Source organism: Pseudomonas sp. MWU13-2105 (assembly GCF_023242315.1).
Taxonomy (GTDB): Bacteria; Pseudomonadota; Gammaproteobacteria; order Pseudomonadales; family Pseudomonadaceae; genus Aquipseudomonas.
Map to the genome: position 1 here is coordinate 465,021 of NZ_JALLIY010000001.1, position 22,002 is coordinate 487,022.

A 22,002-nucleotide genomic window follows, 5' to 3' on the forward strand; every position below is an offset into this window, starting at 1 on the left:
CGCGTGGGTAAAAAAGTGCGGCAAACTCTAACAACGACGGGGATTTTGGGCAAGGCGCCAATATGTTAAATTAGGCGTTTTTCCGAGCACCATCCCATACAATCGCGGCCATGTGACCGTAGAAATGCGGTAGTGTTCCGACAATCGTAAGTCGCGCCCGCACTTATTGACACTCTTTATTGTGTATTGCCTAACCGAACGGACCCCTTCCGTCCGGTTTTCCACTGGAGATCCCCATGGCGCTTGAACGCTCCGACGTGGAAAAAATCGCTCACCTGGCCCGCCTGGGCCTGGTCGAAGCCGATCTTCCACGCACCACCGAGGCCCTGAACAGCATTCTGGGCCTGGTCGACCAGATGCAGGCTGTCGATACCAGCGGCATCGAACCGCTTGCCCACCCTCTGGAAGCGAATCAGCGCCTGCGCGCCGACGTCGTCACCGAGCGAAATCACCGCGAGGCTTATCAGTCCATCGCGCCAGCGGTCGAAAACGGCCTGTACCTGGTTCCGAAAGTCATCGACTAAAGGGAAAGAGCCTGCAATGCATCAGATGACCCTGGCCGAGATCGCCCGTGGCCTCGCCGACAAGAAATTCTCCTCCGAAGAGCTGACCCGGACCCTGCTGGCGCGTATCGCCCAGCTCGACCCGCAACTCAACAGCTTCATCAGCCGCACCGAGGACCTGGCCCTGAGCCAGGCCAAAGCCGCCGACGTGCGTCGTGCCGCCGGCGAGAACGGCGCCCTGCTCGGCGCGCCGATCGCCCACAAGGACCTGTTCTGCACCCTGGGCATCCGCACCAGTTGCGGCTCGAAGATGCTCGACAACTTCAAGGCGCCCTACGATGCCACCGTGGTCGCCAAGCTGGCCGCCGCCGGCACCGTGACGCTGGGCAAGACCAACATGGACGAATTCGCCATGGGCTCGGGTAACGAGTCGAGCTACTACGGCCCGGCGAAAAACCCGTGGAACCTGGAACACGTCCCCGGTGGTTCGTCCGGCGGTTCGGCTGCGGCGGTTGCCGCGCGCCTGCTGCCGGCGGCCACCGGCACCGATACCGGCGGTTCGATCCGCCAGCCGGCGGCGCTGACCAACCTCACCGGGCTGAAGCCGACCTATGGTCGCGTCTCGCGCTGGGGCATGATCGCCTACGCCTCCAGCCTCGACCAGGCCGGCCCGCTGGCGCGCACCGCCGAAGACTGCGCCCTGCTGCTGCAAGGCATGGCCGGCTTCGACCCGCAGGACTCCACCAGCATCGATGAGCCGGTACCGGACTACTCCGCCGGCCTCGGCACCTCGATCCAGGGCCTGCGTATCGGCGTACCTAAGGAATACTTCAGCGCCGGCCTCGACCCGCGCATTGCCGAACTGATCCAGGCAAGCATCAAGGAGCTTGAGAAACTGGGCGCGATCATCAAGGAAATCAGCCTGCCGAACATGCAGCACGCGATTCCCGCGTACTACGTGATCGCCCCGGCGGAAGCCTCGTCGAACCTGTCGCGCTTCGATGGCGTGCGTTTCGGCTATCGCTGCGCAGACCCGAAAGACCTCACCGACCTGTACAAGCGTTCCCGTGGCGAAGGTTTCGGCGCGGAAGTCCAGCGCCGCATCCTGGTCGGCGCCTACGCGCTGTCGGCCGGCTACTACGACGCCTACTACCTGCAGGCACAGAAGATCCGCCGCCTGATCAAGAACGACTTCATGGCCGCCTTCAACGAGGTCGACATCATCCTCGGCCCGACCACGCCGAACCCGGCGTGGAAGATCGGCGCGAAGAGCAGCGACCCGGTCGCCGCATACCTGGAAGACGTCTACACCATCACCGCCAACCTCGCCGGCCTGCCGGGCCTGTCGATGCCGGCCGGTTTCGTCGACGGCCTGCCAGTTGGCGTACAACTGCTGGCCCCGTATTTCCAGGAAGGCCATCTGCTCAACGTTGCGCACCAGTATCAGCTCAACACTGACTGGCACACCCGCACACCTGAAGGCTTCTGAGGAGAAACACATGCAATGGGAAGTCGTGATCGGGCTGGAGATTCATACCCAGCTCGCCACCCAATCGAAGATTTTCTCCGGTAGTGCCACCACCTTCGGTTCCGAGCCGAACACCCAGGCGAGCCTGGTGGACCTGGGCATGCCCGGCGTCCTGCCGGTGCTGAACCAGGAAGCGGTGCGCATGGCGGTGAAATTCGGTCTGGCGATCGATGCCGAGATCGGCCAGCACAACGTATTCGCGCGCAAGAACTACTTCTATCCGGATCTGCCCAAGGGCTACCAGATCAGCCAGATGGAACTGCCGATTGTCGGCAAGGGCCATTTGGACATCACCCTGGAAGACGGCACGGTCAAGCGCGTCGGGATTACCCGGGCGCACCTGGAAGAAGACGCCGGCAAGAGCCTGCACGAGGATTTCAGTGGTGCCACCGGCATCGACCTGAATCGGGCCGGCACGCCGCTGCTGGAAATCGTTTCCGAACCGGACATGCGCAACGCCAAGGAAGCCGTGGCCTACGTCAAGGCGATCCATGCGCTGGTGCGCTACCTGGGCATCTGCGACGGCAACATGGCCGAAGGCTCGCTGCGTTGCGACTGCAACGTCTCGGTCCGGCCCAAGGGCCAGGTCGAGTTCGGCACCCGCTGCGAGATCAAGAACGTCAACTCGTTCCGTTTTATCGAGAAGGCGATCAACACCGAAGTGCAGCGCCAGATCGAACTGATCGAGGACGGCGGCCGGGTGATCCAGCAGACCCGCCTGTACGACCCGAACAAGGACGAGACCCGCGCCATGCGCAGCAAGGAGGAAGCCAACGACTACCGTTACTTCCCCGATCCGGACCTGTTGCCGGTAGTGATCGAGGACGCGTTCCTCGATGAAGTCCGCGCGCAGTTGCCGGAGCTGCCACCGCAAAAACGCGAGCGTTTCCAGGCCCAGTTCGGCCTGTCGGTTTATGACGCCAGCGTGCTGGCTTCCAGCCGCGAGCAGGCGGACTACTTCGAGAAAGTCGTGAGCATCGGCGGCGACGCCAAGCTGGCGGCCAACTGGGTCATGGTCGAACTGGGCAGCCTGCTGAACAAGCTGGGCGTGGACATCGACCAGGCGCCGGTCAGTGCCGAGCAACTGGGCGGCATGCTGCTGCGGATCAGCGACAACACCATCTCCGGCAAGATCGCCAAGATGGTCTTCGAGGCCATGGCCAACGGCGAAGGCAGCGCGGACGAAGTGATCGAGGCCCGTGGGTTGAAGCAGGTCACGGACAGCGGCGCCATCGAGAAAGTGCTGGACGAAGTGCTGGCGGCCAATGCCGAGCAGGTCGAACAGTATAGGGCGGCGGATGAGGCCAAGCGCGGCAAGATGTTCGGCTTCTTTGTCGGCCAGGCGATGAAGGCCTCCAAGGGCAAGGCCAACCCGCAACAGGTCAACGAACTGCTGAAAAACAAGCTCGAAGGCTGATAACGGCCAGGCTCTCAAGAGTGTTAAAAGCTTCGCGGGCAAGCTCCGCTCCCACAGGTTTATCGTCGAACACAAATCTTGCGTACGACACGATCCTGTAGGAGTCTGGCTTGCCAGCCAAGAAGCCCTCAAGATCACCAGTAGCTTCCCAGGCCAACCGTTAGAGGACATCCGATGAAGCGTCTGCTCGCCGCCTTTGCCCTCCTCAGCCTGCTAGCCGGCTGCGCCAGCCACGATATCAACCCGCGCGGCTACGACGAAACCGGCATGGCTTCGTATTACGGTGCCAAACACCAGGGCAAACGCACTGCCAGCGGCGAACCCTTCGACCAACACGCAATGACCGCCGCCCACCGCCAACTGCCCTTCGGCACCCGGGTGAAAGTCACCAACCTGGCCAATGACAAATCGGTCATAGTGCGGGTCAATGATCGCGGCCCGCACACTCGTGGGCGCCTGATCGATCTTTCACGCGAAGCAGCCGCCCAATTGGGTATGCTGCAAGGCGGCACTGCCCGCGTACGCATCCAAAGCCTCGACGACTGACCGCTGGAGCCCCGCCATTTTCGGATTGACCACCCTTCCCTGGCTAAGCCTGATGCAACTGGGCGGCGGCCTGCTGCTGCTGATCGGCGGCGCCGAACTGCTGGTGCGGGCCGCCGTGCGCCTGGCCGCGAGCCTGGGTGTCAGGCCGCTGCTGATCGGCCTCAGCGTGGTCGCCTTCGGCAGCAGCGCGCCGCAGTTGGCGGTCAGCGTGCAAGCGGCCGCCGCCGAGAATGCCGATATCGCGGTGGGCAGCGTGATCGGCGGCAATATCTTCAATACCCTGGTCACCCTCGGCCTCTCGGCACTGATCATACCGTTGCGGGTTTCTCGCCAGCTGATCCGCCTGGACATCCCGCTGATGATCCTCGCCAGCCTGCTGGTGTTCGGCCTGGCGTTCAATGAGGAACTGGGACGCCTCGACGGTCTGGTGATGCTGGGCGCCTTCACGCTGTACCTCGGCCTGCTGCTGCGCCAGTCCCGCCATCAGCACCGCGCCCCCGCCGCCACATCCGGACCCGCGCCCTGGCTGAGCAGCCTGGCCTGGATGGGCCTGGGCCTGGCGCTGCTGGTGCTGGCCGGGCACCTGCTGCTCGACGCCGCCGTGGACGTGGCCACCGAACTGGGCCTGTCCGAACGCATTATCGGCCTGACCGTAGTGGCGGTCGGCACCTCGCTGCCGCAACTGGCCACCTCGCTGATCGCCGCCGTGCGCGGCCAGCGGGACATTGCCGTGGGCAATGTGATCGGCGGCAACCTGTTCAACCTGCTGGGGGTACTCGGCCTCACCGCGCTGCTCGCCCCCGCGCCGCTGTCGGTGTCGCCCAACGCCCTGGCCTTCGACCTGCCGGTGATGCTTGGCGTGGCCATGCTGTGCTGGCCGGTGTTCTATTCCGGTTACCGCATCACCCGCGCCGAGGGCCTGTTGTTTCTCGGTTTGTACCTGGCCTACGGCCTGCACGTGGTGTGGTTCACCACCGGCATGCCGATGGCGGACAAACTGGAACGCCTGATGCTGTTTTTCATCCTGCCGGCGCTCCTCGCGTACCTGCTGTTCAGTACGCTCAGGGCCTGGCGTCGCCAACACTCATAGGAGCTGCTGCAATGACCGATCAGAAGAAACCCGGTGTCGAGATGCGTCGCCAGGTCATGGGCGATGCGTTCGTCGACCGCGCCCTGGGCAATGCCACTGAATTCAGCCAGCCGCTACAGGATTTCGTCAATGAACATGCCTGGGGCAGTGTCTGGAACCGCGAAGGGTTGCCGCTCAAGACCCGCAGCCTGATCACCCTGGCGGCGCTCACCGCGCTCAAGTGCCCGCAGGAGTTGAAAGGCCATGTGCGCGGCGCCTTGAACAACGGCTGCACGGTGGAAGAGATCCGCGAGGCACTGCTGCATTGCGCAGTATATGCCGGGGTGCCGGCGGCCATCGATGCGTTCCGCGCGGCCCAGGAAGTGATCGACGCCTACCAGAAGGCCGACTGACTGATGGCGGACGGTGGCCTCGGCTGCGCAGCAGTCGCAAAACCGACCACCTCGGTCTACCTGACGCATCGGATTCGCTGGTTTTAGGGCCGCTTCGCGGCCCAGCGCGGGCAAGCCCGCTCGCCACAAAGATCGGCCAGGCTGAGGATTGCCCTTAACTGACAGGCATTAGGGTTTCCCACAAAACAACGTCAGATCCAACCGCCCCACTGCAACACGAAGATCCCGATATTAGTCGTGATCGCTGCCATCAGGGTGGTGATCACGATGATCGCCGCCGCCAGTTCGTGATTGCCGTTGGCCGCCCGGGCCATGACGAAGCTGGCCGCAGCCGTCGGGCTGCCGAAATACAGGAACAGAATCCCCAACTCCGCCCCGCGAAAACCACAGAGCCAGGCCCCCAGCGTCGACAGCAGGGGCATGCCGACCATCTTCACCAGGCTCGCACTCAACGCCAGGTCGCCGCTTTTGCGCAACGCCGCCAGGGACAGGGTGCCGCCGATACAGATCAGTGCCAGCGGCAGGGTCATCTGCGCCAGGTAATTGCCGGAGGTCTCCAGCCAGCCAGGCAAGCCGATCTTGAAATAGGCAAAGGGCGCCGCCGCGATCACGCTGATGATCAGCGGATTACTCAGCACACTCTTGAAGATGCTCCAGGGATCGGACTTGATCACCGGGCTGTAGACCGCCAGGACAATGGTCGACAGGGTGTTGTAGAACAGGATCACCAAGGCCGCGAGAATCGCCCCCAGGGAAATCCCGTAGCTGCCATACATGCTGGCGGCCAGGGCCAGGCCGATCACCCCGTTGTTACCGCGAAAGGCGCCCTGGGTATAGATCCCGCGATCGATCTCGGGGCAGCGCCAGATCGCCCAGCCCCAGCAGCCGACAAAGCCCACCAGGGTGGCGAGGGCAAAATAGCCCAGCACCTTGGGCTGCAGTGCCGCATGCAGGTCGGCATGGAGGATGCCGAGGAACAACAGCGCCGGCATGGTGACGTTGAACACCAGTGCCGAAGCCGTGTGGATAAAGCTGTCGTTGATCCAGCCCACGCGCTTGAGCGCCACGCCCAGGAACAACATGGCGAAGACGGGCGCGGTGATGGTCAAGATACCGAGAAAGATGGCCAGCATGCGGGAACCCGTTGCCTGTCGTCAGGTGGCTAATGATACGGCAAAGTTGCCTTCCTGCCCCTCCATAGGCCCACGCTCAATCGAAAGCCACAGGGTCAATCGAACTGCGCGCGCATCCAGGCCTGGTATGCGGCTACCTCGGCGTCACCTTCACGCGGCGCCCAGTCGGCCAGTTCCCCCTCGCCCACCGGGCGATAAGGGCCGGCCTTGCATTCGAACATCACGCTGTCGGCTTCCAGCACCACCAAGCCATGAAACACCCCGGCAGGCAGGTCGACACCCGGGCACTCACCGCCTGCCTGCAACACGCGCCTGGTCAGCAACTGACCCGCCTCATCGAACACCAGCAGGCCGAGGCGGCCCTTGAGCACCAGCAGGGTTTCCGCCTTGTCGGCACTCAGGTGCCGATGCGGGGCTATATAGGTACTGGGCTGCAGCCCGACCGCCAGGCGATGGCATGGCTCGTCCATCTGGTGAAAGTTGTGATGGACCCGGCCACGGGGGCTCGCCGCGGCCTTCTCGGCCAATTCGGCGAACAAGGTTGTATCGAGAAAGCTCGGCGCGCCCATCCCTTACATCCCCTTGACGGCGTAGATGCCGGCGGCATTGCGCCAGTAGCCCTTGTAATCCATGCCGTAACCGAAGATGTAGCGGTCGATGCACGGCAGGCCGACGTAGTCCGCCTTGAGGTCCGGACGGGCCTTGCGGTCGTGCTCCTTGTCGATCAGCACGGCGGTGTGCACCCGGCGCGCCCCGGCGTGTTTGCAGAAGTCGATGATCGCGCCCAGGGTGTGGCCTTCGTCGAGGATGTCGTCGATGATCAGCACATCGCGGTCGATGAACGAGACTTCCGGCTTGGCCTTCCAGAACAGTTCGCCGCCGCTGGTTTCGTTGCGGTAGCGGGTCGCGTGCAGGTAGGAAGCCTCCAACGGGAAGTTCAGGTGGGTCATCAGCTTGCCGCAGAAGATCAGGCCGCCGTTCATCACGCAGAACAGCACCGGGTTGCTCTCGGCCAGCTCGGCGTTGATCTGCGCGCCGACACGGGCGATGGCCGCTTCGACTTCAGCGTTGGTGTACAGGCAGTCGGCTTCGCGCATGACTTGACGGATATGCTCGAGATCAGCGGACATGACGCTCTCCAAAAGGGGCTTATGCAAGAAAAGCGGGCAAAGGTACGCACCCGGCGCGACCAGATCAAGGGTTTCTGGACTAACGTACTGCTGGTCTATAGGACAACAACTGCGGATAGATTAATCTAAGCCGTTTTTTGCCCGCCGTCGGAGCCTATTCCCATGCCCATCCGTGAGATCCGCCACCCGCTGATCCGCCACAAGCTCGGCCTGATGCGCCGCGCTGACATTAGCACGAAGAACTTCCGTGAGCTCGCTCAGGAAGTCGGAGCGTTGCTGACCTACGAGGCGACCAAGGACCTGCCCCTGGAAACCTACGATATCCAGGGCTGGTGCGGCACCGTCCAGGTCGAGAAGATCGCCGGCAAGAAGATTACCGTGGTGCCGATCCTGCGCGCCGGTATCGGCATGCTCGAAGGCGTGCTCAGCCTGATCCCGGGCGCCAAGGTCAGCGCGGTCGGCGTGGCCCGCAACGAGGAAACCCTCGAAGCCCACACCTACCTGGAAAAGCTGGTCCCGGAAATCGACGAACGCCTGGCGATGATCATCGACCCGATGCTCGCCACCGGCGGCTCGATGGTCGCGACCATCGACCTGCTGAAGAAAGCCGGCTGCAAGGACATCCGCGCGATGGTCCTGGTGGCGGCACCGGAAGGCATCGCCGCGGTCGAGAAAGCCCACCCGGAAGTGACCATCTACACCGCCTCCATCGACGAGAAACTCAACGAACACGGCTACATCATTCCGGGCCTGGGCGATGCCGGCGACAAGATCTTCGGCACCAAACAGAAGGACGGCTGATATGCAGGATGAGTTCAATGACCCGCTCTGGCGCACGGTGCTGTCGGGCGCGCAAATGCTGTTCGTGGCCTTTGGCGCCCTGGTGTTGATGCCGCTGATTACCGGCCTCGACCCGAATGTCGCGCTGTTCACGGCGGGCCTGGGGACTCTCTTGTTCCAGGTGGTCACCGGGCGTCAGGTGCCGGTGTTCCTCGCTTCGAGCTTTGCCTTTATCACCCCGATCATCCTCGCCAAGGGCCAGTTCGGCCTGGCGGCGACCATGGGTGGGGTGATGGCGGCCGGCTTCGTCTACACCTTCCTGGGCCTGGCGGTGAAGATCAAGGGCACCGGCTTTATCGACCGGCTGCTGCCGCCGGTGGTGATCGGTCCGGTGATCATCTCCATCGGTCTGGCCATGGCGCCGATTGCCGCGAACATGGCGATGGGCAAGGCCGGTGACGGTTCCGAGCTGATTCACTACCAGACCGCCATGCTGATCTCAATGCCGGCGCTGCTGACCACCCTGATCGTGGCCGTGTTCGGCAAGGGCATTTTCCGCCTGGTGCCGATCATCTCCGGGGTATTCGTGGGGTTTGCCATGTCGTTCTATTTCGGCGTGGTCGACACGGCGAAGATCGCCGCCGCGCCCTGGTTCGCCCTGCCGCACTTCACGGCACCGGAATTCAACTGGCAGGCGATCCTGTTTATTGTCCCGGTGGCGCTGGCGCCGGCCATCGAGCATATCGGCGGAGTGATCGCAGTGGGCAGCGTGACCGGTCGCGATTATCTGAAGAAGCCGGGCCTGCATCGCACTTTGCTGGGTGACGGTATCGCGACCACGGCGGCCGGCCTGTTCGGCGGTCCACCCAACACCACCTATGCCGAAGTGACCGGCGCGGTGATGCTGACCAAGAACTACAACCCGAAAATCATGACCTGGGCGGCAATCTTTGCTATCAGCCTGGCGTTTATCGGCAAGTTCGGCGCCTTGTTGCAGAGCATTCCGGTGCCGGTGATGGGCGGAATTCTGTGCCTGCTGTTCGGCTCGATTGCCGCGGTGGGGATGAATACCCTGATCCGTCACAAGATCGATCTGGGCGAGGCGCGCAACCTGGTGATTGTTTCGGTGACGCTGGTGTTCGGTATTGGTGGCGTGCTGGTGGGAACGGGTACCGGGCCGGATGACTTCGGCCTCAAGGGCATTGCGCTGTGCGCCGTGGTGGCGATTGCGCTGAACCTGCTGTTGCCGGGTAATGACGGTTGGAAAAACAAGAAGGCGGACGAGCCGTTGTTGTAACGCTCGCGCTCGCTCCCCACAGGGCGCGGATGCACACTTGTGGCGAGCGGGCTTGCCCGCGCTCGGCTGCGCAGCAGCCGTAAAACCTGTGATTGCGTTCCGTCTGACACAATGAAGTCGCTGATTTTAGGGCCGCTTCGCAGCCCAGCGCGGGCAAGCCCGCTCGCCACACAAGCCCACCTGCCACAAAAATGCACCAGACGTTAAATCTATAAGGCCAACGGGGCTCGCTCGCACAGGGTATTCAACGCCGCCGCCCACTGCGGCTCATCGTTCAGACACGGCACCAGCACCAACTCCCCGCCCCCCGCCGCAACAAACTGCTCGCGTCCGCGATCACCGATCTCCTCCAGCGTCTCGATGCAATCGGCGACAAACGCCGGGCACATCACCAGCAGCTTCTTCACCCCGGCCTTGGCCAACTCATCCAACCGCGCCTCGGTGTAGGGCTCGATCCACTTCGCCCGACCCAAGCGCGACTGGAATGATACCGACCATTGCCCGTCCGCCAAGCCCATGCGCTCGGCAAACGCCGACGCCGTGCGCAGGCACTGGGCGCGGTAGCAAGTGGCAAGTACCGCCGGAGAGGCGTTCCTGCAGCAGTCGGCGTCCTTGAAACAATGACTGCCGGTGGGGTCGAGCTTGGTCAGATGCCGCTCCGGCAAACCGTGGAAACTCAGCAACAAGTGATCGAAACCCTGGGCCAGATGCGGCCTGACACTGGCCACCAGGGCCTCCAGATATTCCGGCTGATCGTAGAAGGGTTGCAGGATGGAGAACTGCACATCGAGCTTGCGCTCGCGCACCACTCGCCGGGCTTCCTCGATCACCGTGGTCACGGTGCTGTCGGCGAACTGCGGATACAGCGGCGCCAAGGTCACCTTGCGGATGCCTTGCTTGGCCAGGCGGGTCAGCACCGTCTCAAGCGACGGCTCGCCGTAACGCATCGCCAGTTCCACCGGGCCCTGGGTCCACTGCGTGGTCATCTGCTGCTGCAAACGACGACTGAGTACTACCAGCGGCGAGCCCTCCTCCCACCAGATCGAGGCATAGGCATGCGCCGACTGCTCCGGGCGCTTGATCAGGATCAGCGACACCAGCAAGCGCCGGACCGGCCAGGGCAGGTCGATCACATAAGGGTCCATGAGGAATTGGTTGAGGTAGCTGCGCACGTCCGCGACCGAAGTGGAAGCCGGGGAGCCCAGGTTGACCAGAAGCAAGGCGTGATCGGTCATGCAACGTCCTATTTCAGAGGCGGCCCGAGAGATCGTCGAGGGCCGCGGGCAGATCGTTAAACTGAAAAACAAATCCCGCCGCCAACAACCGGGCCGGCGTCACCCGTTGGCCGCCGAGCAGCAGCAAGGCCAGCTCACCCAGGCCCAGGCGCAGGACAAAGGCCGGCAAGGGAACCAGCGCCGGGCGATGCAGGACCTTGCCCAACGCCTGGGCGAAGGTCTTGTTGCGCACCGGCTGTGGCGCGCAGGCATTATAGGGACCGCGGGCATCACTGCGATGCAGAAGAAAATCAATCGCGGCGATTTGATCGCGCACATGAATCCATGGCATCCACTGCCGACCGTTGCCGATCGGGCCGCCCAGCCCCAGTTTGAACGGCAGCAGCAGGCGCGACAAAAAGCCGCCCTCGGCCGCCAGCACCAGGCCGGTGCGCACCAGCACCACACGAATGCCCAGGGCCTCGGCGCGCTGCGCGGTTTCTTCCCAGGCAATCGCCAGGCGGCTGGCGAAATCCTCGCTCACCGGCGGCGAGTCCTCGGTCAGTTCACGCTCGCCGCCGTCGCCATACCAGCCCACCGCCGAACCGGAAATCAATACCGCGGGACGCTGCTCGCGCCCCTCCAGCCAGGCCAGCAGGGTTTCGGTCAACTGGATCCGGCTGCTCCAGAGCAAGGCCTTGCGCTTGTGGGTCCAGAGCCGGTCGGCGATCGGCGCGCCGGCCAGGTTGATCACCGCATCCAGCGGCTCACCGGCCAGCTCCTCGAGATGCCGCACACCGCGCACCTGGGCACCACACAAACGCGCCACCTGTTCCGGGCGACGGCTCCACACCGTCAGCCGATGCCCCTGCGTCGACCAGTACGCGCACAGTTGGCGCCCGATCAAACCAGTACCGCCGGTCAGCAATATGTGCATGAGTGCGTCCTCGCGTAACGTTTTGTCGAGAGCGTTAGTCTATTTTTAAAGCAGGGCTCTTTTCTCTCGACCGAAATATGTTTTAACAATAGGACAGAGTGAACCGACAGGCAGGTCGCAACTTATACCAAAAAACAAGATTGTACAGGTTTTGCTGACGGCGTAGTCTGTGCTTACAGGTAACGAGGCCCACCCATGACTGTACCTATCGCAATAATCGGTGCCGGCATCGCCGGACTATCGGCTGCCCGGGCGTTGCACGACGCCGGGCATTCCATCGAAATCTTCGACAAGAGTCGCGGCAGTGGCGGGCGCATGTCCAGCAAGCGCAGCGATGCCGGTGCGCTGGACCTGGGTGCGCAGTACTTCACCGCCCGCGACCGCCGCTTCGCCAAGGAGGTCCAACGCTGGCAGGGCGAAGGCTGGGTTGCCGAATGGGACCCGCAGCTCTACAACTTCCAGAACGGCCAACTGAGCCTGTCGCCGGACGAGCAGACCCGCTGGGTCGGCACGCCACGCATGAGCTCGATTACCCGTGGCTTGCTCGGCAAACTCCAGGCGCATTTCAGCTGTCGGATCACCGAGGTGTTCCGCGGCGAACAGCATTGGCACCTGCAGGATGCCGAAGGCTATACCCACGGTCCGTTCAGCCAGGTCATCATTGCCACGCCCGCACCGCAGGCCACCGCCCTACTGGCCGCCGCGCCGAAACTCGCCGGGGCCGCCGCCGGGGTGCAGATGGAGCCGACCTGGGCCATTGCCCTGGCCTTCGACACGCCGCTGGATACGCCGATGGAAGGCTGCTTCGTGCAGGACAGCCCGCTCGATTGGCTGGCCCGCAACCGCAGCAAGCCGGCGCGCGACAACCAGCTCGACACCTGGGTCCTGCACGCCACCAGCACCTGGAGCAAGCAGCACCTGGACCTGTCCAAGGAAGCCGTGATCGAGCAGTTGCACGGCGCCTTCGCCGAGCTGTTGCACGCCAGCATGCCGGCCCCGGTCTTCACCCTCGCCCACCGCTGGCTCTATGCCCGCCCGGCGGGTGCACGGGAATGGGGGGCGCTGGCGGATGCCGACCTGGGCCTGTACGTCTGTGGCGACTGGTGCCTGTCCGGACGCGTCGAAGGCGCCTGGCTCAGCGGCCAGGAAGCCGCCCGGCGACTGATGGAACACCTGGGTTGAACCGCATCAATCCGCGCAAGCTGCTGCTGTCGAAATGGACAGCAGTCCAGCCCCTGAACCGGGAAAAGCATTTCCTGGTCACCGAACTGTTTCGCGATGAACAAGGCAGCGTGCTCGAAGTCGAGCTGCAAGCGCTGATGAGCCTACGCAACCAGCGCATCAGCTGGACCCACCTGAAAGATACCGATACCTGGCGAATGGGCTGGCAGTAAGCGCAGCCCAGGAAAACCTGTACAAATAATTTGACTTGTACAACACAAGACCTATCATGATCGATAGTTGTACAAGCATGCCTGCCTGTACAAGTATTTCCCGTGAGGTTCGCCCATGTCCGCCACCATCGAGTTGTCGCGCAAGCCCAGAATCGCCATCAGCGCCTGCCTGATGGGCATTGAGGTGCGCTACAACGGTGGGCACAAGGAATCGCGACTGTGCAGCCACACCCTCAGCCAGTATTTCGATTTCATTCCATTGTGCCCGGAAGCGGCCATCGGCCTGGGCATCCCCCGCGAACCGATTCGCCTGGTGGGTGATGCCCTGCATCCACGGGCGGTGGGCAGCGTGCACGCCGAGACCGATGTGACCCAGCCACTGGCCGACTACGGCCATCAGATGGCCGCCGAACTTGGCGATATCTGCGGCTACATCTTCATGCAGAAGTCACCCTCCTGCGGACTGGAGCGGGTCAAGGTCTACCAGCACGACGGCAGGCCCGCCGAAGACGGACGCGGCATCTATGCCCAGGCGTTTTGCGCACGACACCCCGACTTGCCGGTGGAAGAGGACGGTCGGCTGAACGACGCGGTGTTGCGGGAAAACTTCCTGACCCGGGTCTTCGCCTACGCGGCCTGGCAGGAGCTGTGCCAGGCCGGCCTCACGCGACGCGCCCTGACCGAGTTCCACGCCCGCTACAAATACCTGCTGATGGCCCATAACCCGTTGCAGTACAAGGTACTCGGCAAGCTGCTCGGCAGCATGGGCAGCGCCGATGCCGAAAGCGTCGGACCACGCTATTTCAGCCAGTTGATGGTCGCGCTGAAAAAATGCGCGACCCGCCGCACCCACACCAATGTCCTGCAACACCTCACCGGCTACCTGAAGCAATCCATCAGCGCCGAAGACAAACAGGAAGTGTTGCAGGTCATCTGCCAGTACCACCAGGGCATCGTGCCACTGGTAGTGCCCTTGACCCTGCTCAAGCACCACTTCCGACAACACCCCGATCCCTATATCGCCCAGCAGGTGTACCTGCAGCCACACCCGGAAAACCTCAGCCTGCGGAATGCCATCTGACATGAGCGACTCCCTTGCGGCGCCCGTCGATTACCTCAGCGCACTGGAACAGGGCTGGTTGCCGATTCGCGAAGTGGCCCGGCAAACCGGGGTCAACGCCGTGACCCTGCGCGCCTGGGAACGCCGCTATGGCCTGGTGGTGCCGCACCGCACGCCCAAGGGCCATCGGCTGTTTTCCGCCGAGCACGTGCAACGCATCCAGGCCATCGTCACCTGGCTCAATCGCGGGGTCGCGGTCAGCCAGATCAAGCAACTGCTCGACAGCGGCCCGGCCCCGGCCGAACCGGCCGCCAACGACTGGCAGGCCTTGCGCCAGGATCTGGTCCAGGCCATCAGCCAATTGGCCGAGCGCCAGGTCGACGACCGTTTCAACCAGGCCATGTCGCTGTACCCGCCGCGGACCTTGTGCGAGCAGCTGCTGCTGCCGTTGCTGGCCGAGCTCGAACAACGTTGGCACGGCCAGTTCGGCGGGCAGATGGAGCGCACGTTCTTCTACAGTTGGCTGCGCAGCAAGCTGGGCGCGCGGGTCTACCACAACAACCGGCAACTCAAGGGCGCGCCGGTGTTGCTGGTCAACCAGTCGGACCTGCCGATGGAGCCGCACCTGTGGCTGACCGCCTGGCTGGTGAGCAGCGCCGACTGCCCGGTGGAAGTCTTCGACTGGCCCTTGCCGCCCAACGAGCTGGCCCTGGCCAGCGAGCACCTGGAAAGCCGCGCGGTGCTGCTGTATTCGAGCAAGGCCATGAACCTGGCGGCCCTGCCCAGGCTGCTCGGCGGTATCCAATGCCCGATCCTGATTGCCGGACCAACGGTATGCATCCATTTCGCCGAGTTGTCCGTAAGTACCCAGGAGAGCGCTGGCATGACCCTGGCCGAAGACCCGTTGTCCGCGTACCAGAGCCTGACCCGGCTCGGACTGATCTAGCGCCCTCGCCCATGACTCAAGGAATGGCTATGCAACTGCTCTGGCTGCGCACCGACCTGCGCCTGCATGACAACACCGCCCTGGCCGCGGCCGCCGGGCAAGGGCCGACGGTCGCCGTGTATCTGGTGACGCCCGGGCAATGGCAGCTGCACGACGATGCCGCGTGCAAGGTCGATTTCTGGCTGCGCAACCTGCAAGCACTGAGCGAGGCCCTGGCGGCCCTGAATATCCCGCTGCTGATCCGCCACGCCCAGACCTGGGAGCAACTGCCCGCGGTGCTCGGCACCCTGTGCCAGTCACTGAAGATCAGCGCCGTACACGTCAACGAAGAGTACGGCGTTCACGAAAGCCGTCGCGACCAGGCGGTGGCCCGCGCCCTCGAAACCCAGGGCGTGAGCTTTCACAGCCACCTGGATCAACTGTTCTTCAAGCCCGGCAGCGTACTGACCCGCACCGGTACTTACTTCCAGGTTTTCAGCCAGTTCCGCAAGGTCTGCTACAGCCGCCTGCACGGCGCCCTGCCACGCCTGATCGCAACCCCCAAAGCCCAGGCAGTGCTGGCGCTCAAAGCCGATCCGGTGCCCACCGACGTCGCCGGCTTCACGCGTCCCAGCCAGGCCCTGCGCGACCTCTGGCCGGCCGGCGAGGAGGAAGCCCGCCGGCGCCTGGCAAGCTTCGCCGAGCAGCAGATCGACTACTACCAGAGCGAACGGGATTTCCCGGCCAAGCCCGGCACCAGCCAACTCTCCGCCTACCTCGCCGCCGGCGTGATCTCGCCGCGCCAGTGCCTGCACGCGGCGCTGCAAAGCAACCAGGGCGAATTCGAAAGTGGCAGTGCCGGCGCGGTCACCTGGATCAACGAACTGCTCTGGCGCGAGTTCTACAAACACATCCTCGTGGGTTATCCCCGGGTCTCGAAGCAGCGCGCCTTCCGCCCGGAAACCGAAGACCTGGCCTGGCGCCAGGTGCCGGAAGAACTGGCGGCCTGGCAGGAGGCGCGCACCGGCCTGCCGATCATCGACGCGGCCATGCGCCAGTTGCGCGCAACCGGCTGGATGCACAACCGCCTGCGCATGGTGGTGGCGATGTTCCTGACCAAGAACCTGCTGATCGACTGGCGCGAAGGCGAACGTTTCTTCATGCGCCACCTGATCGACGGCGACCTGGCCGCCAACAACGGCGGCTGGCAATGGAGCGCCTCCACTGGCACCGACGCGGCGCCCTACTTCCGGATTTTCAACCCGCTGAGCCAATCGGAAAAATTCGACCGCGAAGGGCTGTTCATCAAGCACTGGCTACCGGAACTGGCCGGCCTGGACCAAAAGGCCGTGCATAACCCGGCGGCATTCGGCGGCCTGTTCGGCCCGGCAAGTTATCCACAGCCCATGGTCGACCTGGGCCACAGTCGCGAGCGTGCCCTCGCCGCCTTCAGGAACCTGCCACAACGGCAAGAGGCGGGAGGTGCCCGTGAGTGAATTCCTCCAGCATTTCGCCCGGCAGTTCGTCCTGCTGGACAAGGACAACCTGCCGCGCCTCGGCGAACTCTACAGCGACGACGTGCTGTTCACCGACCCGCTGCACGAAATCACCGGCCTGGCGGACCTGCAGCACTATTTCGCACGGATGTATGCCTCGATCAGCGAGCTGCAATACAACATTCATGGCCTCGATCAGGTCCGTGAAGGCGAAGGTTATCTGCGCTGGCACATGAGCTATCGTCATCCAAGACTGGCCAGGGGAAGGCCTGTTCACGTCGACGGTTGTTCGCATCTGTTGTGGTTCGACAAAGTCTATCGGCATCGCGATTACTTCGATGCCGGGGCCTTGTTGTATGACCACGTGCCGCTACTGGGCCAGGCAACGGCCTGGTTGAAAAGGAGACTGGGATGAGCATTACACCTCCACGACGTATCTGGCTCACGGGCGCCAGCAGCGGTATCGGTGCGGCCATCGCCGAAGTCCTGCTCAACAGCGGTGTGCGACTGGCCGTCAGCGCCCGCGGTCTCGAACCGTTGCAAAGCCTGGCTGAACGTTATCCCGAGCAAGTGCTGCTGGTGCCCGGCGACCTTACCGACAGCCAGCAGGTCCGCGAAATCGGCGAGTGCATCACCCAGGCCTGGGGCGCCCTGGACACGGTGATTCTCAACGCCGGCACCTGTGAGTATGTCGATGCCCAGGCCTTCGATGCCTCGATCATCGAGCGGGTGGTGCGGACCAACCTGCTGGCCAGCAGCTACTGTATCGAAGCGGCCTTGCCGCTGCTACGCGCCGGCCAGCAGCCGCATCTGGTAGGTATCGCCAGTTCGGTGACCTTCCTGCCACTGCCGCGGGCCGAAGCCTACGGCGCATCAAAAGCCGGGATGCGTTATCTGTTCGAATCCCTGCGTATCGACCTGGCCCACGAAGGCATCACGGTCACCGTGGTCAGCCCTGGTTTCGTCGACACCCCACTGACCGAGAAAAACGACTTCCCCATGCCGCTGCGCTGGTCGGCCGAGAAAGCCGCCGAGCATATCTGCGAAAAACTCCAGCAGCGGCCCCTGGAAATTGCCTTCCCGGCGCTGTTCATGGCCGGGCTCTGGCCCCTCTCGCGCCTGCCCAAACGGCTGCAACTGGCCATCGGCAGGCGCATGGCCCGCACCTCGGCCCCCAACAAGGGCAAACCATGAAAATCGCCCTGATCGGCAGCGGTATCTCGGGGCTGACCTGTGGCTACCTGTTGAGCCGCCAGCACCAGATCACCCTGTTCGAAGCCGCCGACTGGATCGGCGGCCACACCCATACCGTCGACGTGACGGTGAATGGCCAATGCCACGCCGTGGACACCGGTTTCATCGTGTTCAACGACTGGACCTACCCGAACTTCATCCGCCTGCTGAGCAGCCTGGGCGTGAGCCACAAAGCCACCGAAATGAGTTTCTCGGTACGCGACCCGGCCACCAACCTGGAATACAACGGCAACAACCTCAACAGCCTGTTCGCCCAGCGGCGCAACCTGTGGTCGCCGGGCTTCTGGAGCATGCTGCGCGACATCCTGCGGTTCAATCGCCAGGCCCTCGATGACCTCGAACAGCAGCGTATCGCCAGCCACACCACCCTTGGCGACTACCTGCGCAGCGGCGGCTACGGCCAGCGCTTCATCCAGCACTACATCGTACCCATGGGTGCGGCGATCTGGTCGATGTCGCTGGCGGACATGCTCGGTTTCCCATTGCAATTGTTTGTGCGTTTCTTCAAGAACCACGGCCTGCTGTCGCTGAACAATCGCCCGCAATGGCGGGTTATCGAAGGCGGTTCGCGCCAATACATCGAACCGCTGGTCGCCGGATTTCGCCAGCATATCCGCCTCAACTGCCCGGTAAGCCGGGTCGAGCGCGATCAACGCGGTGTGACCATCCACAGCAGCGCCGGCAGCGAGCGCTTCGACAAAGTGATCTTCGCTTGCCACAGCGACCAGGCGCTGCGCCTGCTCGCCACCCCCAGCGAGGCCGAACGGCAGATCCTCGGCGCCCTGCCCTACGCGGAAAACGAGGTGGTGCTGCACACCGACACCCGCCTGCTGCCGGATCGCCGGCTGGCCTGGGCCAGTTGGAACTATCGCCTCGGTGGCGAAGGCCAGCGCCTGGCCGCCGTTACCTACAACATGAATATCCTGCAGGGCATCGAGAGCGACAGCACCTTCTGTGTCAGCCTCAACCAGGGCACGCAGATCAATCCGCTGAAAATCCTCGCCCGCTACACCTATGCTCACCCGCAGTACAGCCTGACGGCCGTCGCCGCGCAAAATCGCTGGAAAGAATTATATGGCGAGCAACATACCTACTATTGCGGCGCCTATTGGGCCAATGGCTTCCACGAAGACGGGGTGACCAGCGCCCTGCGGGTGAGCGCCGCCTTTGGGGAACAGCTGTGAACAGCGCCCTGTACAGCGGCTGGATCAGCCACCGGCGTTTTTCGCCACGGGTCCACGCGTTTCGCTACCGGATCGGCCTGCTGTACCTGGACCTCGACGAACAAGACGCCGTGCTCGGACTGTCGCCACTGGCCGGCAGACAACGCCTGGCACCCTTCGCCTTTCGCGAGACCGATTACCTGCGCAACTTCACACGCCGGGGCATGCGCCTGATCGACGCGGTCCGCCAGCAGGTCGGCGCAGCCCTGGGGCACCCCCCGCAAGGGCCGATCCGCTTGCTGACCCAGGCACGCAGTTGGGGCCTGGCGTTCAACCCGGTGAGTTTCTTCTACTGCCATGACATCGACGGCAAACTGCTGGCGATTCTCTGCGAAGTCACCAACACCCCCTGGGGCGAGCACTACCACTATGTGCTGCCCGCCGAGGACAACGGCCACCAGCAAGTCAGCGTGGCCAAGGCCTTCCATGTCTCGCCGTTCCTGCCCCGGGACCTGGAATACCGCATCAGTTTCAGCCCGCCCGCCGAACGACTCGGCGTGCACATGGCCGACTGGCGGGGCGACCTCAAGCTCTTCGACGCGACCCTCAACCTGCGGCGCGAAGTCCTCGATCGCGCCAGCCTGCACCGCTACCTGCGGCGCTTTCCCTGGATGACCGCCAAGACCTGCCTGGCGATCTACTGGCAAGCCCTGCGCCTGTTTCTCAAACGCCTACCGATCTTCTCCCACCAGGCCGCCGACGGCACCTTCAGCCTTGCCGCCACGCAACCCCAGGAGCGACACCATGAGCAACGCCCTGAAAAGTTCTAGCCTGGCGACCCGGGCCAATCGGTTCAGTGCCAACAGCCTGTCCACCGCCGTCTTGCGCCGGGGCGTGCTGCGCCAGTTGAGCCAACTGCGCCATGGCCAGCTGCTGCTGGTCGAAGACGGCGAGCGACAACTGTTCGGCCAGGCCGGCGCCAGCCTGCAAGGGGAAATTCATATCCAGGACCCGGCGGCCTGGGGCCTGGTCGCCGGCAACGGTTCCATCGGTGCCGGCGAAGCCTTTATCCATGGCTACTGGAGCAGCCCGGACCTGACCGCGGTGGTCCGGGTATTCGTCAGCAACCTGGACGTCCTCGATGCCATGGAGAATGGCCTGGCGCGGCTCGGACGGCCGTTCATCCAGGCCCTGCATTGGCTCAACCGTAACACCCGCAAGGGCTCGCGGAAAAATATCGAAGCGCATTACGACCTCGGCAACGAGCTGTTCGAACAGTTCCTCGACCCGACCATGATGTATTCCGCCGCCCAGTTCCTCAGCGCCGACGACAGCCTGGAACAGGCCCAGTTGAACAAGCTGGAGCGCATCTGCCAGAAGCTCGACCTGCAACCGGGCGACCATCTGCTGGAGATCGGCACCGGCTGGGGCAGCATGGCGATCCATGCCGCGCAGCACTATGGCTGCAAGGTCACCACCACCACGCTGTCGCGGGAACAGTTCGCCTATACCCGACAGCGCGTTGAAGCCCTGGGCCTGCAGGACCAGGTCACCCTGCTGCTCGAAGACTACCGCGACCTCACCGGCCAATACGACAAGCTGGTATCCATCGAAATGATCGAGGCGGTCGGCCATCAGTTCCTGGCCGATTATTTCCGGCAATGCGCGCACCTGCTCAAGAGCAACGGCCTGATGCTGCTGCAAGCCATCACCATCCGCGAGCAGCGCTATGAGCAGGCGAAGAACAATGTCGACTTCATCCAGCGTTATATCTTCCCCGGCGGCGCCTTGCCCAGCGTGCAGAAGATGCTCGAGGTGGTCAGCCGCGAAACCGACATGAACCTGCTGCACATGGAGGACTTCGGCCTGCATTACGCACGCACCCTGCGCCTGTGGCACGAGAACTTTCGCCGCGCCCATGGGCGCCTGGGCGAACTGGGTTATGACGACTATTTCCTGCGCCTGTGGGAGTTCTACCTGTGCTACTGCGAGGGTGGTTTCCTCGAACGCAGCATCGGCACCGCCCAACTGCTGCTGGCCAAACCGGCGGCACAACCGCAGCCACTGCTCGGGCGCTTCGATGCTTGAGCCACGCGCCTGGCATTCCTCGAGCTGATTGGCCAGGCGTTCGGGCTTGGTACCGCACGGCCTTGTGATACCCGGCTATCGCCGGACTGCCGCTTCAGGCATACAGCGCCATGGCGCTGGCATACACTGGCGCCCATGACCACGATTCCCCTGACCGACCTCGCCGAACCGGCGATCACCTGCTCTACCTGCGCGGCCTGTTGCTGTCGCCTGGAAGTGATGTTGATCACCGATACCGGTGTCCCCGAGCGCTACATCGACATCGACGATTGGGGCGGTGAAGTGATGTTGCGCCTGGACGACGGCTGGTGCGCGGCGCTGGATCGCGACAGCATGCGCTGCACCATCTACGAGAAACGTCCGCTGATCTGCCGGGAGTTCGAAACCGGCTCGCACGACTGCCTGGAAGAACGCCGAGGGATCGCCACGGCGTATCGCTGAACCGAAGCGGGAGTAGAAAACGGGGGGAGCGAATCAGGGCGCTTTCATTCCCGAGTCAAGGACGCGTCCCATATATCCGGTGAACCCACTCAATCCACACTTGCGACGAACGCGTCACAAGCAGCGGGCAGCTCGAGAGTTGCCCCCCGGACCCTGAGACCACTGGCCCATGAACACCTCCCCACCCACTTTCTCATCCCCACCCAACCATTCC

Annotated in this window: 24 protein-coding genes; 19 read left to right on the forward strand and 5 right to left on the reverse strand. The window is 63.5% G+C overall.

The genetic code is table 11. From position 1 onward, the window contains the following. Positions 1-236: 236 nt before the first annotated feature. The 6 genes from gatC to M5B96_RS02205 all read left to right on the forward strand — a co-directional run bounded on the left by gatC (position 237) and on the right by M5B96_RS02205 (position 5,476). Positions 237-524, forward strand: coding sequence for an Asp-tRNA(Asn)/Glu-tRNA(Gln) amidotransferase subunit GatC (gene gatC / locus M5B96_RS02180; protein WP_191485694.1), 288 nt, complete (start codon positions 237-239; stop codon positions 522-524). Between the two features lie 16 nt (positions 525-540). Then, positions 541-1,992 carry an Asp-tRNA(Asn)/Glu-tRNA(Gln) amidotransferase subunit GatA gene (gene gatA, locus M5B96_RS02185; RefSeq protein WP_248794858.1) on the forward strand — a complete coding sequence of 484 codons (1,452 nt, stop codon included), beginning with the start codon at positions 541-543 and terminating at the stop codon, positions 1,990-1,992. 10 nt (positions 1,993-2,002) lie between these two features. Further along, positions 2,003-3,448 (forward strand): Asp-tRNA(Asn)/Glu-tRNA(Gln) amidotransferase subunit GatB, encoded by a 1,446-nt coding sequence (gene gatB / locus M5B96_RS02190; protein ID WP_248794859.1) that lies wholly within the window; start codon positions 2,003-2,005, stop codon positions 3,446-3,448. Between the two features lie 174 nt (positions 3,449-3,622). Continuing rightward, positions 3,623-3,994 carry a septal ring lytic transglycosylase RlpA family protein gene (locus tag M5B96_RS02195; RefSeq protein ID WP_248794860.1) on the forward strand — a complete coding sequence of 124 codons (372 nt, stop codon included), beginning with the start codon at positions 3,623-3,625 and terminating at the stop codon, positions 3,992-3,994. 52 nt (positions 3,995-4,046) lie between these two features. Continuing rightward, on the forward strand, positions 4,047-5,084 hold the full coding sequence (locus M5B96_RS02200) for a calcium/sodium antiporter (protein ID WP_412548573.1): 1,038 nt from the start codon (positions 4,047-4,049) through the stop codon (positions 5,082-5,084). Positions 5,085-5,095: 11 nt separating this feature from the next. Continuing rightward, complete coding sequence (locus tag M5B96_RS02205; protein ID WP_040064245.1) at positions 5,096-5,476, forward strand: carboxymuconolactone decarboxylase family protein; 381 nt, start codon at positions 5,096-5,098, stop codon at positions 5,474-5,476. Positions 5,477-5,667: 191 nt separating this feature from the next. Here the strand turns inward: M5B96_RS02205 and M5B96_RS02210 are convergent, their stop codons facing one another. The 3 genes from M5B96_RS02210 to M5B96_RS02220 all read right to left on the reverse strand — a co-directional run bounded on the left by M5B96_RS02210 (position 5,668) and on the right by M5B96_RS02220 (position 7,739). After that, positions 5,668-6,609, reverse strand: coding sequence for an AEC family transporter (locus tag M5B96_RS02210; RefSeq protein ID WP_248794861.1), 942 nt, complete (start codon positions 6,607-6,609; stop codon positions 5,668-5,670). Between the two features lie 95 nt (positions 6,610-6,704). Beyond that, positions 6,705-7,178: a WbuC family cupin fold metalloprotein gene (locus tag M5B96_RS02215; protein WP_248794862.1), complete on the reverse strand. Its 474-nt coding sequence runs from the start codon at positions 7,176-7,178 to the stop codon at positions 6,705-6,707. A 3-nt stretch (positions 7,179-7,181) separates the two neighbouring features. Further along, positions 7,182-7,739, reverse strand: coding sequence for a hypoxanthine-guanine phosphoribosyltransferase (locus M5B96_RS02220; RefSeq protein ID WP_248794863.1), 558 nt, complete (start codon positions 7,737-7,739; stop codon positions 7,182-7,184). Positions 7,740-7,901: 162 nt separating this feature from the next. Here M5B96_RS02220 and upp point away from each other — a divergent pair, with 162 nt between their 5' ends. After that, positions 7,902-8,540, forward strand: coding sequence for a uracil phosphoribosyltransferase (gene upp / locus M5B96_RS02225; RefSeq protein ID WP_248794864.1), 639 nt, complete (start codon positions 7,902-7,904; stop codon positions 8,538-8,540). Between the two features lies 1 nt (position 8,541). After that, on the forward strand, positions 8,542-9,816 hold the full coding sequence (locus M5B96_RS02230) for a uracil-xanthine permease family protein (protein ID WP_103496445.1): 1,275 nt from the start codon (positions 8,542-8,544) through the stop codon (positions 9,814-9,816). Between the two features lie 209 nt (positions 9,817-10,025). Here M5B96_RS02230 and hemH read toward each other — a convergent pair whose 3' ends face one another. Beyond that, on the reverse strand, positions 10,026-11,051 hold the full coding sequence (gene hemH / locus M5B96_RS02235) for a ferrochelatase (protein WP_248794865.1): 1,026 nt from the start codon (positions 11,049-11,051) through the stop codon (positions 10,026-10,028). Positions 11,052-11,064: 13 nt separating this feature from the next. After that, complete coding sequence (locus M5B96_RS02240; protein ID WP_248794866.1) at positions 11,065-11,967, reverse strand: TIGR01777 family oxidoreductase; 903 nt, start codon at positions 11,965-11,967, stop codon at positions 11,065-11,067. 195 nt (positions 11,968-12,162) lie between these two features. Here M5B96_RS02240 and M5B96_RS02245 point away from each other — a divergent pair, with 195 nt between their 5' ends. From M5B96_RS02245 to M5B96_RS02295, 11 genes are all read left to right on the forward strand, one after another. After that, positions 12,163-13,149, forward strand: a complete 987-nt coding sequence (locus M5B96_RS02245) for an NAD(P)/FAD-dependent oxidoreductase (protein WP_248794867.1) — start codon at positions 12,163-12,165, stop codon at positions 13,147-13,149. Continuing rightward, positions 13,146-13,361 carry a TIGR02450 family Trp-rich protein gene (locus tag M5B96_RS02250; RefSeq protein WP_248794868.1) on the forward strand — a complete coding sequence of 72 codons (216 nt, stop codon included), beginning with the start codon at positions 13,146-13,148 and terminating at the stop codon, positions 13,359-13,361. Before M5B96_RS02245 ends, M5B96_RS02250 begins: the two co-directional genes overlap by 4 nt. 115 nt (positions 13,362-13,476) lie before the next feature. Continuing rightward, on the forward strand, positions 13,477-14,442 hold the full coding sequence (locus M5B96_RS02255) for a YbgA family protein (protein ID WP_248794869.1): 966 nt from the start codon (positions 13,477-13,479) through the stop codon (positions 14,440-14,442). 1 nt (position 14,443) lies between these two features. Then, on the forward strand, positions 14,444-15,367 hold the full coding sequence (locus tag M5B96_RS02260; protein WP_248794870.1) for a MerR family transcriptional regulator: 924 nt from the start codon (positions 14,444-14,446) through the stop codon (positions 15,365-15,367). Positions 15,368-15,396: 29 nt separating this feature from the next. Then, complete coding sequence (phrB, locus tag M5B96_RS02265) at positions 15,397-16,842, forward strand: deoxyribodipyrimidine photo-lyase (RefSeq protein ID WP_248794871.1); 1,446 nt, start codon at positions 15,397-15,399, stop codon at positions 16,840-16,842. After that, positions 16,835-17,257 carry a nuclear transport factor 2 family protein gene (locus tag M5B96_RS02270; protein ID WP_248794872.1) on the forward strand — a complete coding sequence of 141 codons (423 nt, stop codon included), beginning with the start codon at positions 16,835-16,837 and terminating at the stop codon, positions 17,255-17,257. The genes phrB and M5B96_RS02270 overlap by 8 nt, the downstream gene beginning before the upstream one ends. Continuing rightward, complete coding sequence (locus tag M5B96_RS02275) at positions 17,254-18,036, forward strand: SDR family NAD(P)-dependent oxidoreductase (protein WP_248794873.1); 783 nt, start codon at positions 17,254-17,256, stop codon at positions 18,034-18,036. Before M5B96_RS02270 ends, M5B96_RS02275 begins: the two co-directional genes overlap by 4 nt. Continuing rightward, the gene (locus M5B96_RS02280; RefSeq protein ID WP_248794874.1) at positions 18,033-19,280 is read left to right on the forward strand and encodes an NAD(P)/FAD-dependent oxidoreductase; all 1,248 of its coding nucleotides are present in this window, start codon (positions 18,033-18,035) and stop codon (positions 19,278-19,280) included. The genes M5B96_RS02275 and M5B96_RS02280 overlap by 4 nt, the downstream gene beginning before the upstream one ends. Beyond that, positions 19,277-20,089 carry a DUF1365 domain-containing protein gene (locus tag M5B96_RS02285; RefSeq protein WP_248794875.1) on the forward strand — a complete coding sequence of 271 codons (813 nt, stop codon included), beginning with the start codon at positions 19,277-19,279 and terminating at the stop codon, positions 20,087-20,089. The genes M5B96_RS02280 and M5B96_RS02285 overlap by 4 nt, the downstream gene beginning before the upstream one ends. Then, positions 20,076-21,347 carry an SAM-dependent methyltransferase gene (locus tag M5B96_RS02290; RefSeq protein ID WP_248794962.1) on the forward strand — a complete coding sequence of 424 codons (1,272 nt, stop codon included), beginning with the start codon at positions 20,076-20,078 and terminating at the stop codon, positions 21,345-21,347. The genes M5B96_RS02285 and M5B96_RS02290 overlap by 14 nt, the downstream gene beginning before the upstream one ends. Positions 21,348-21,482: 135 nt before the next feature. Further along, positions 21,483-21,788 (forward strand): YkgJ family cysteine cluster protein, encoded by a 306-nt coding sequence (locus M5B96_RS02295; protein ID WP_248794877.1) that lies wholly within the window; start codon positions 21,483-21,485, stop codon positions 21,786-21,788. Positions 21,789-22,002 lie beyond the last annotated feature (214 nt).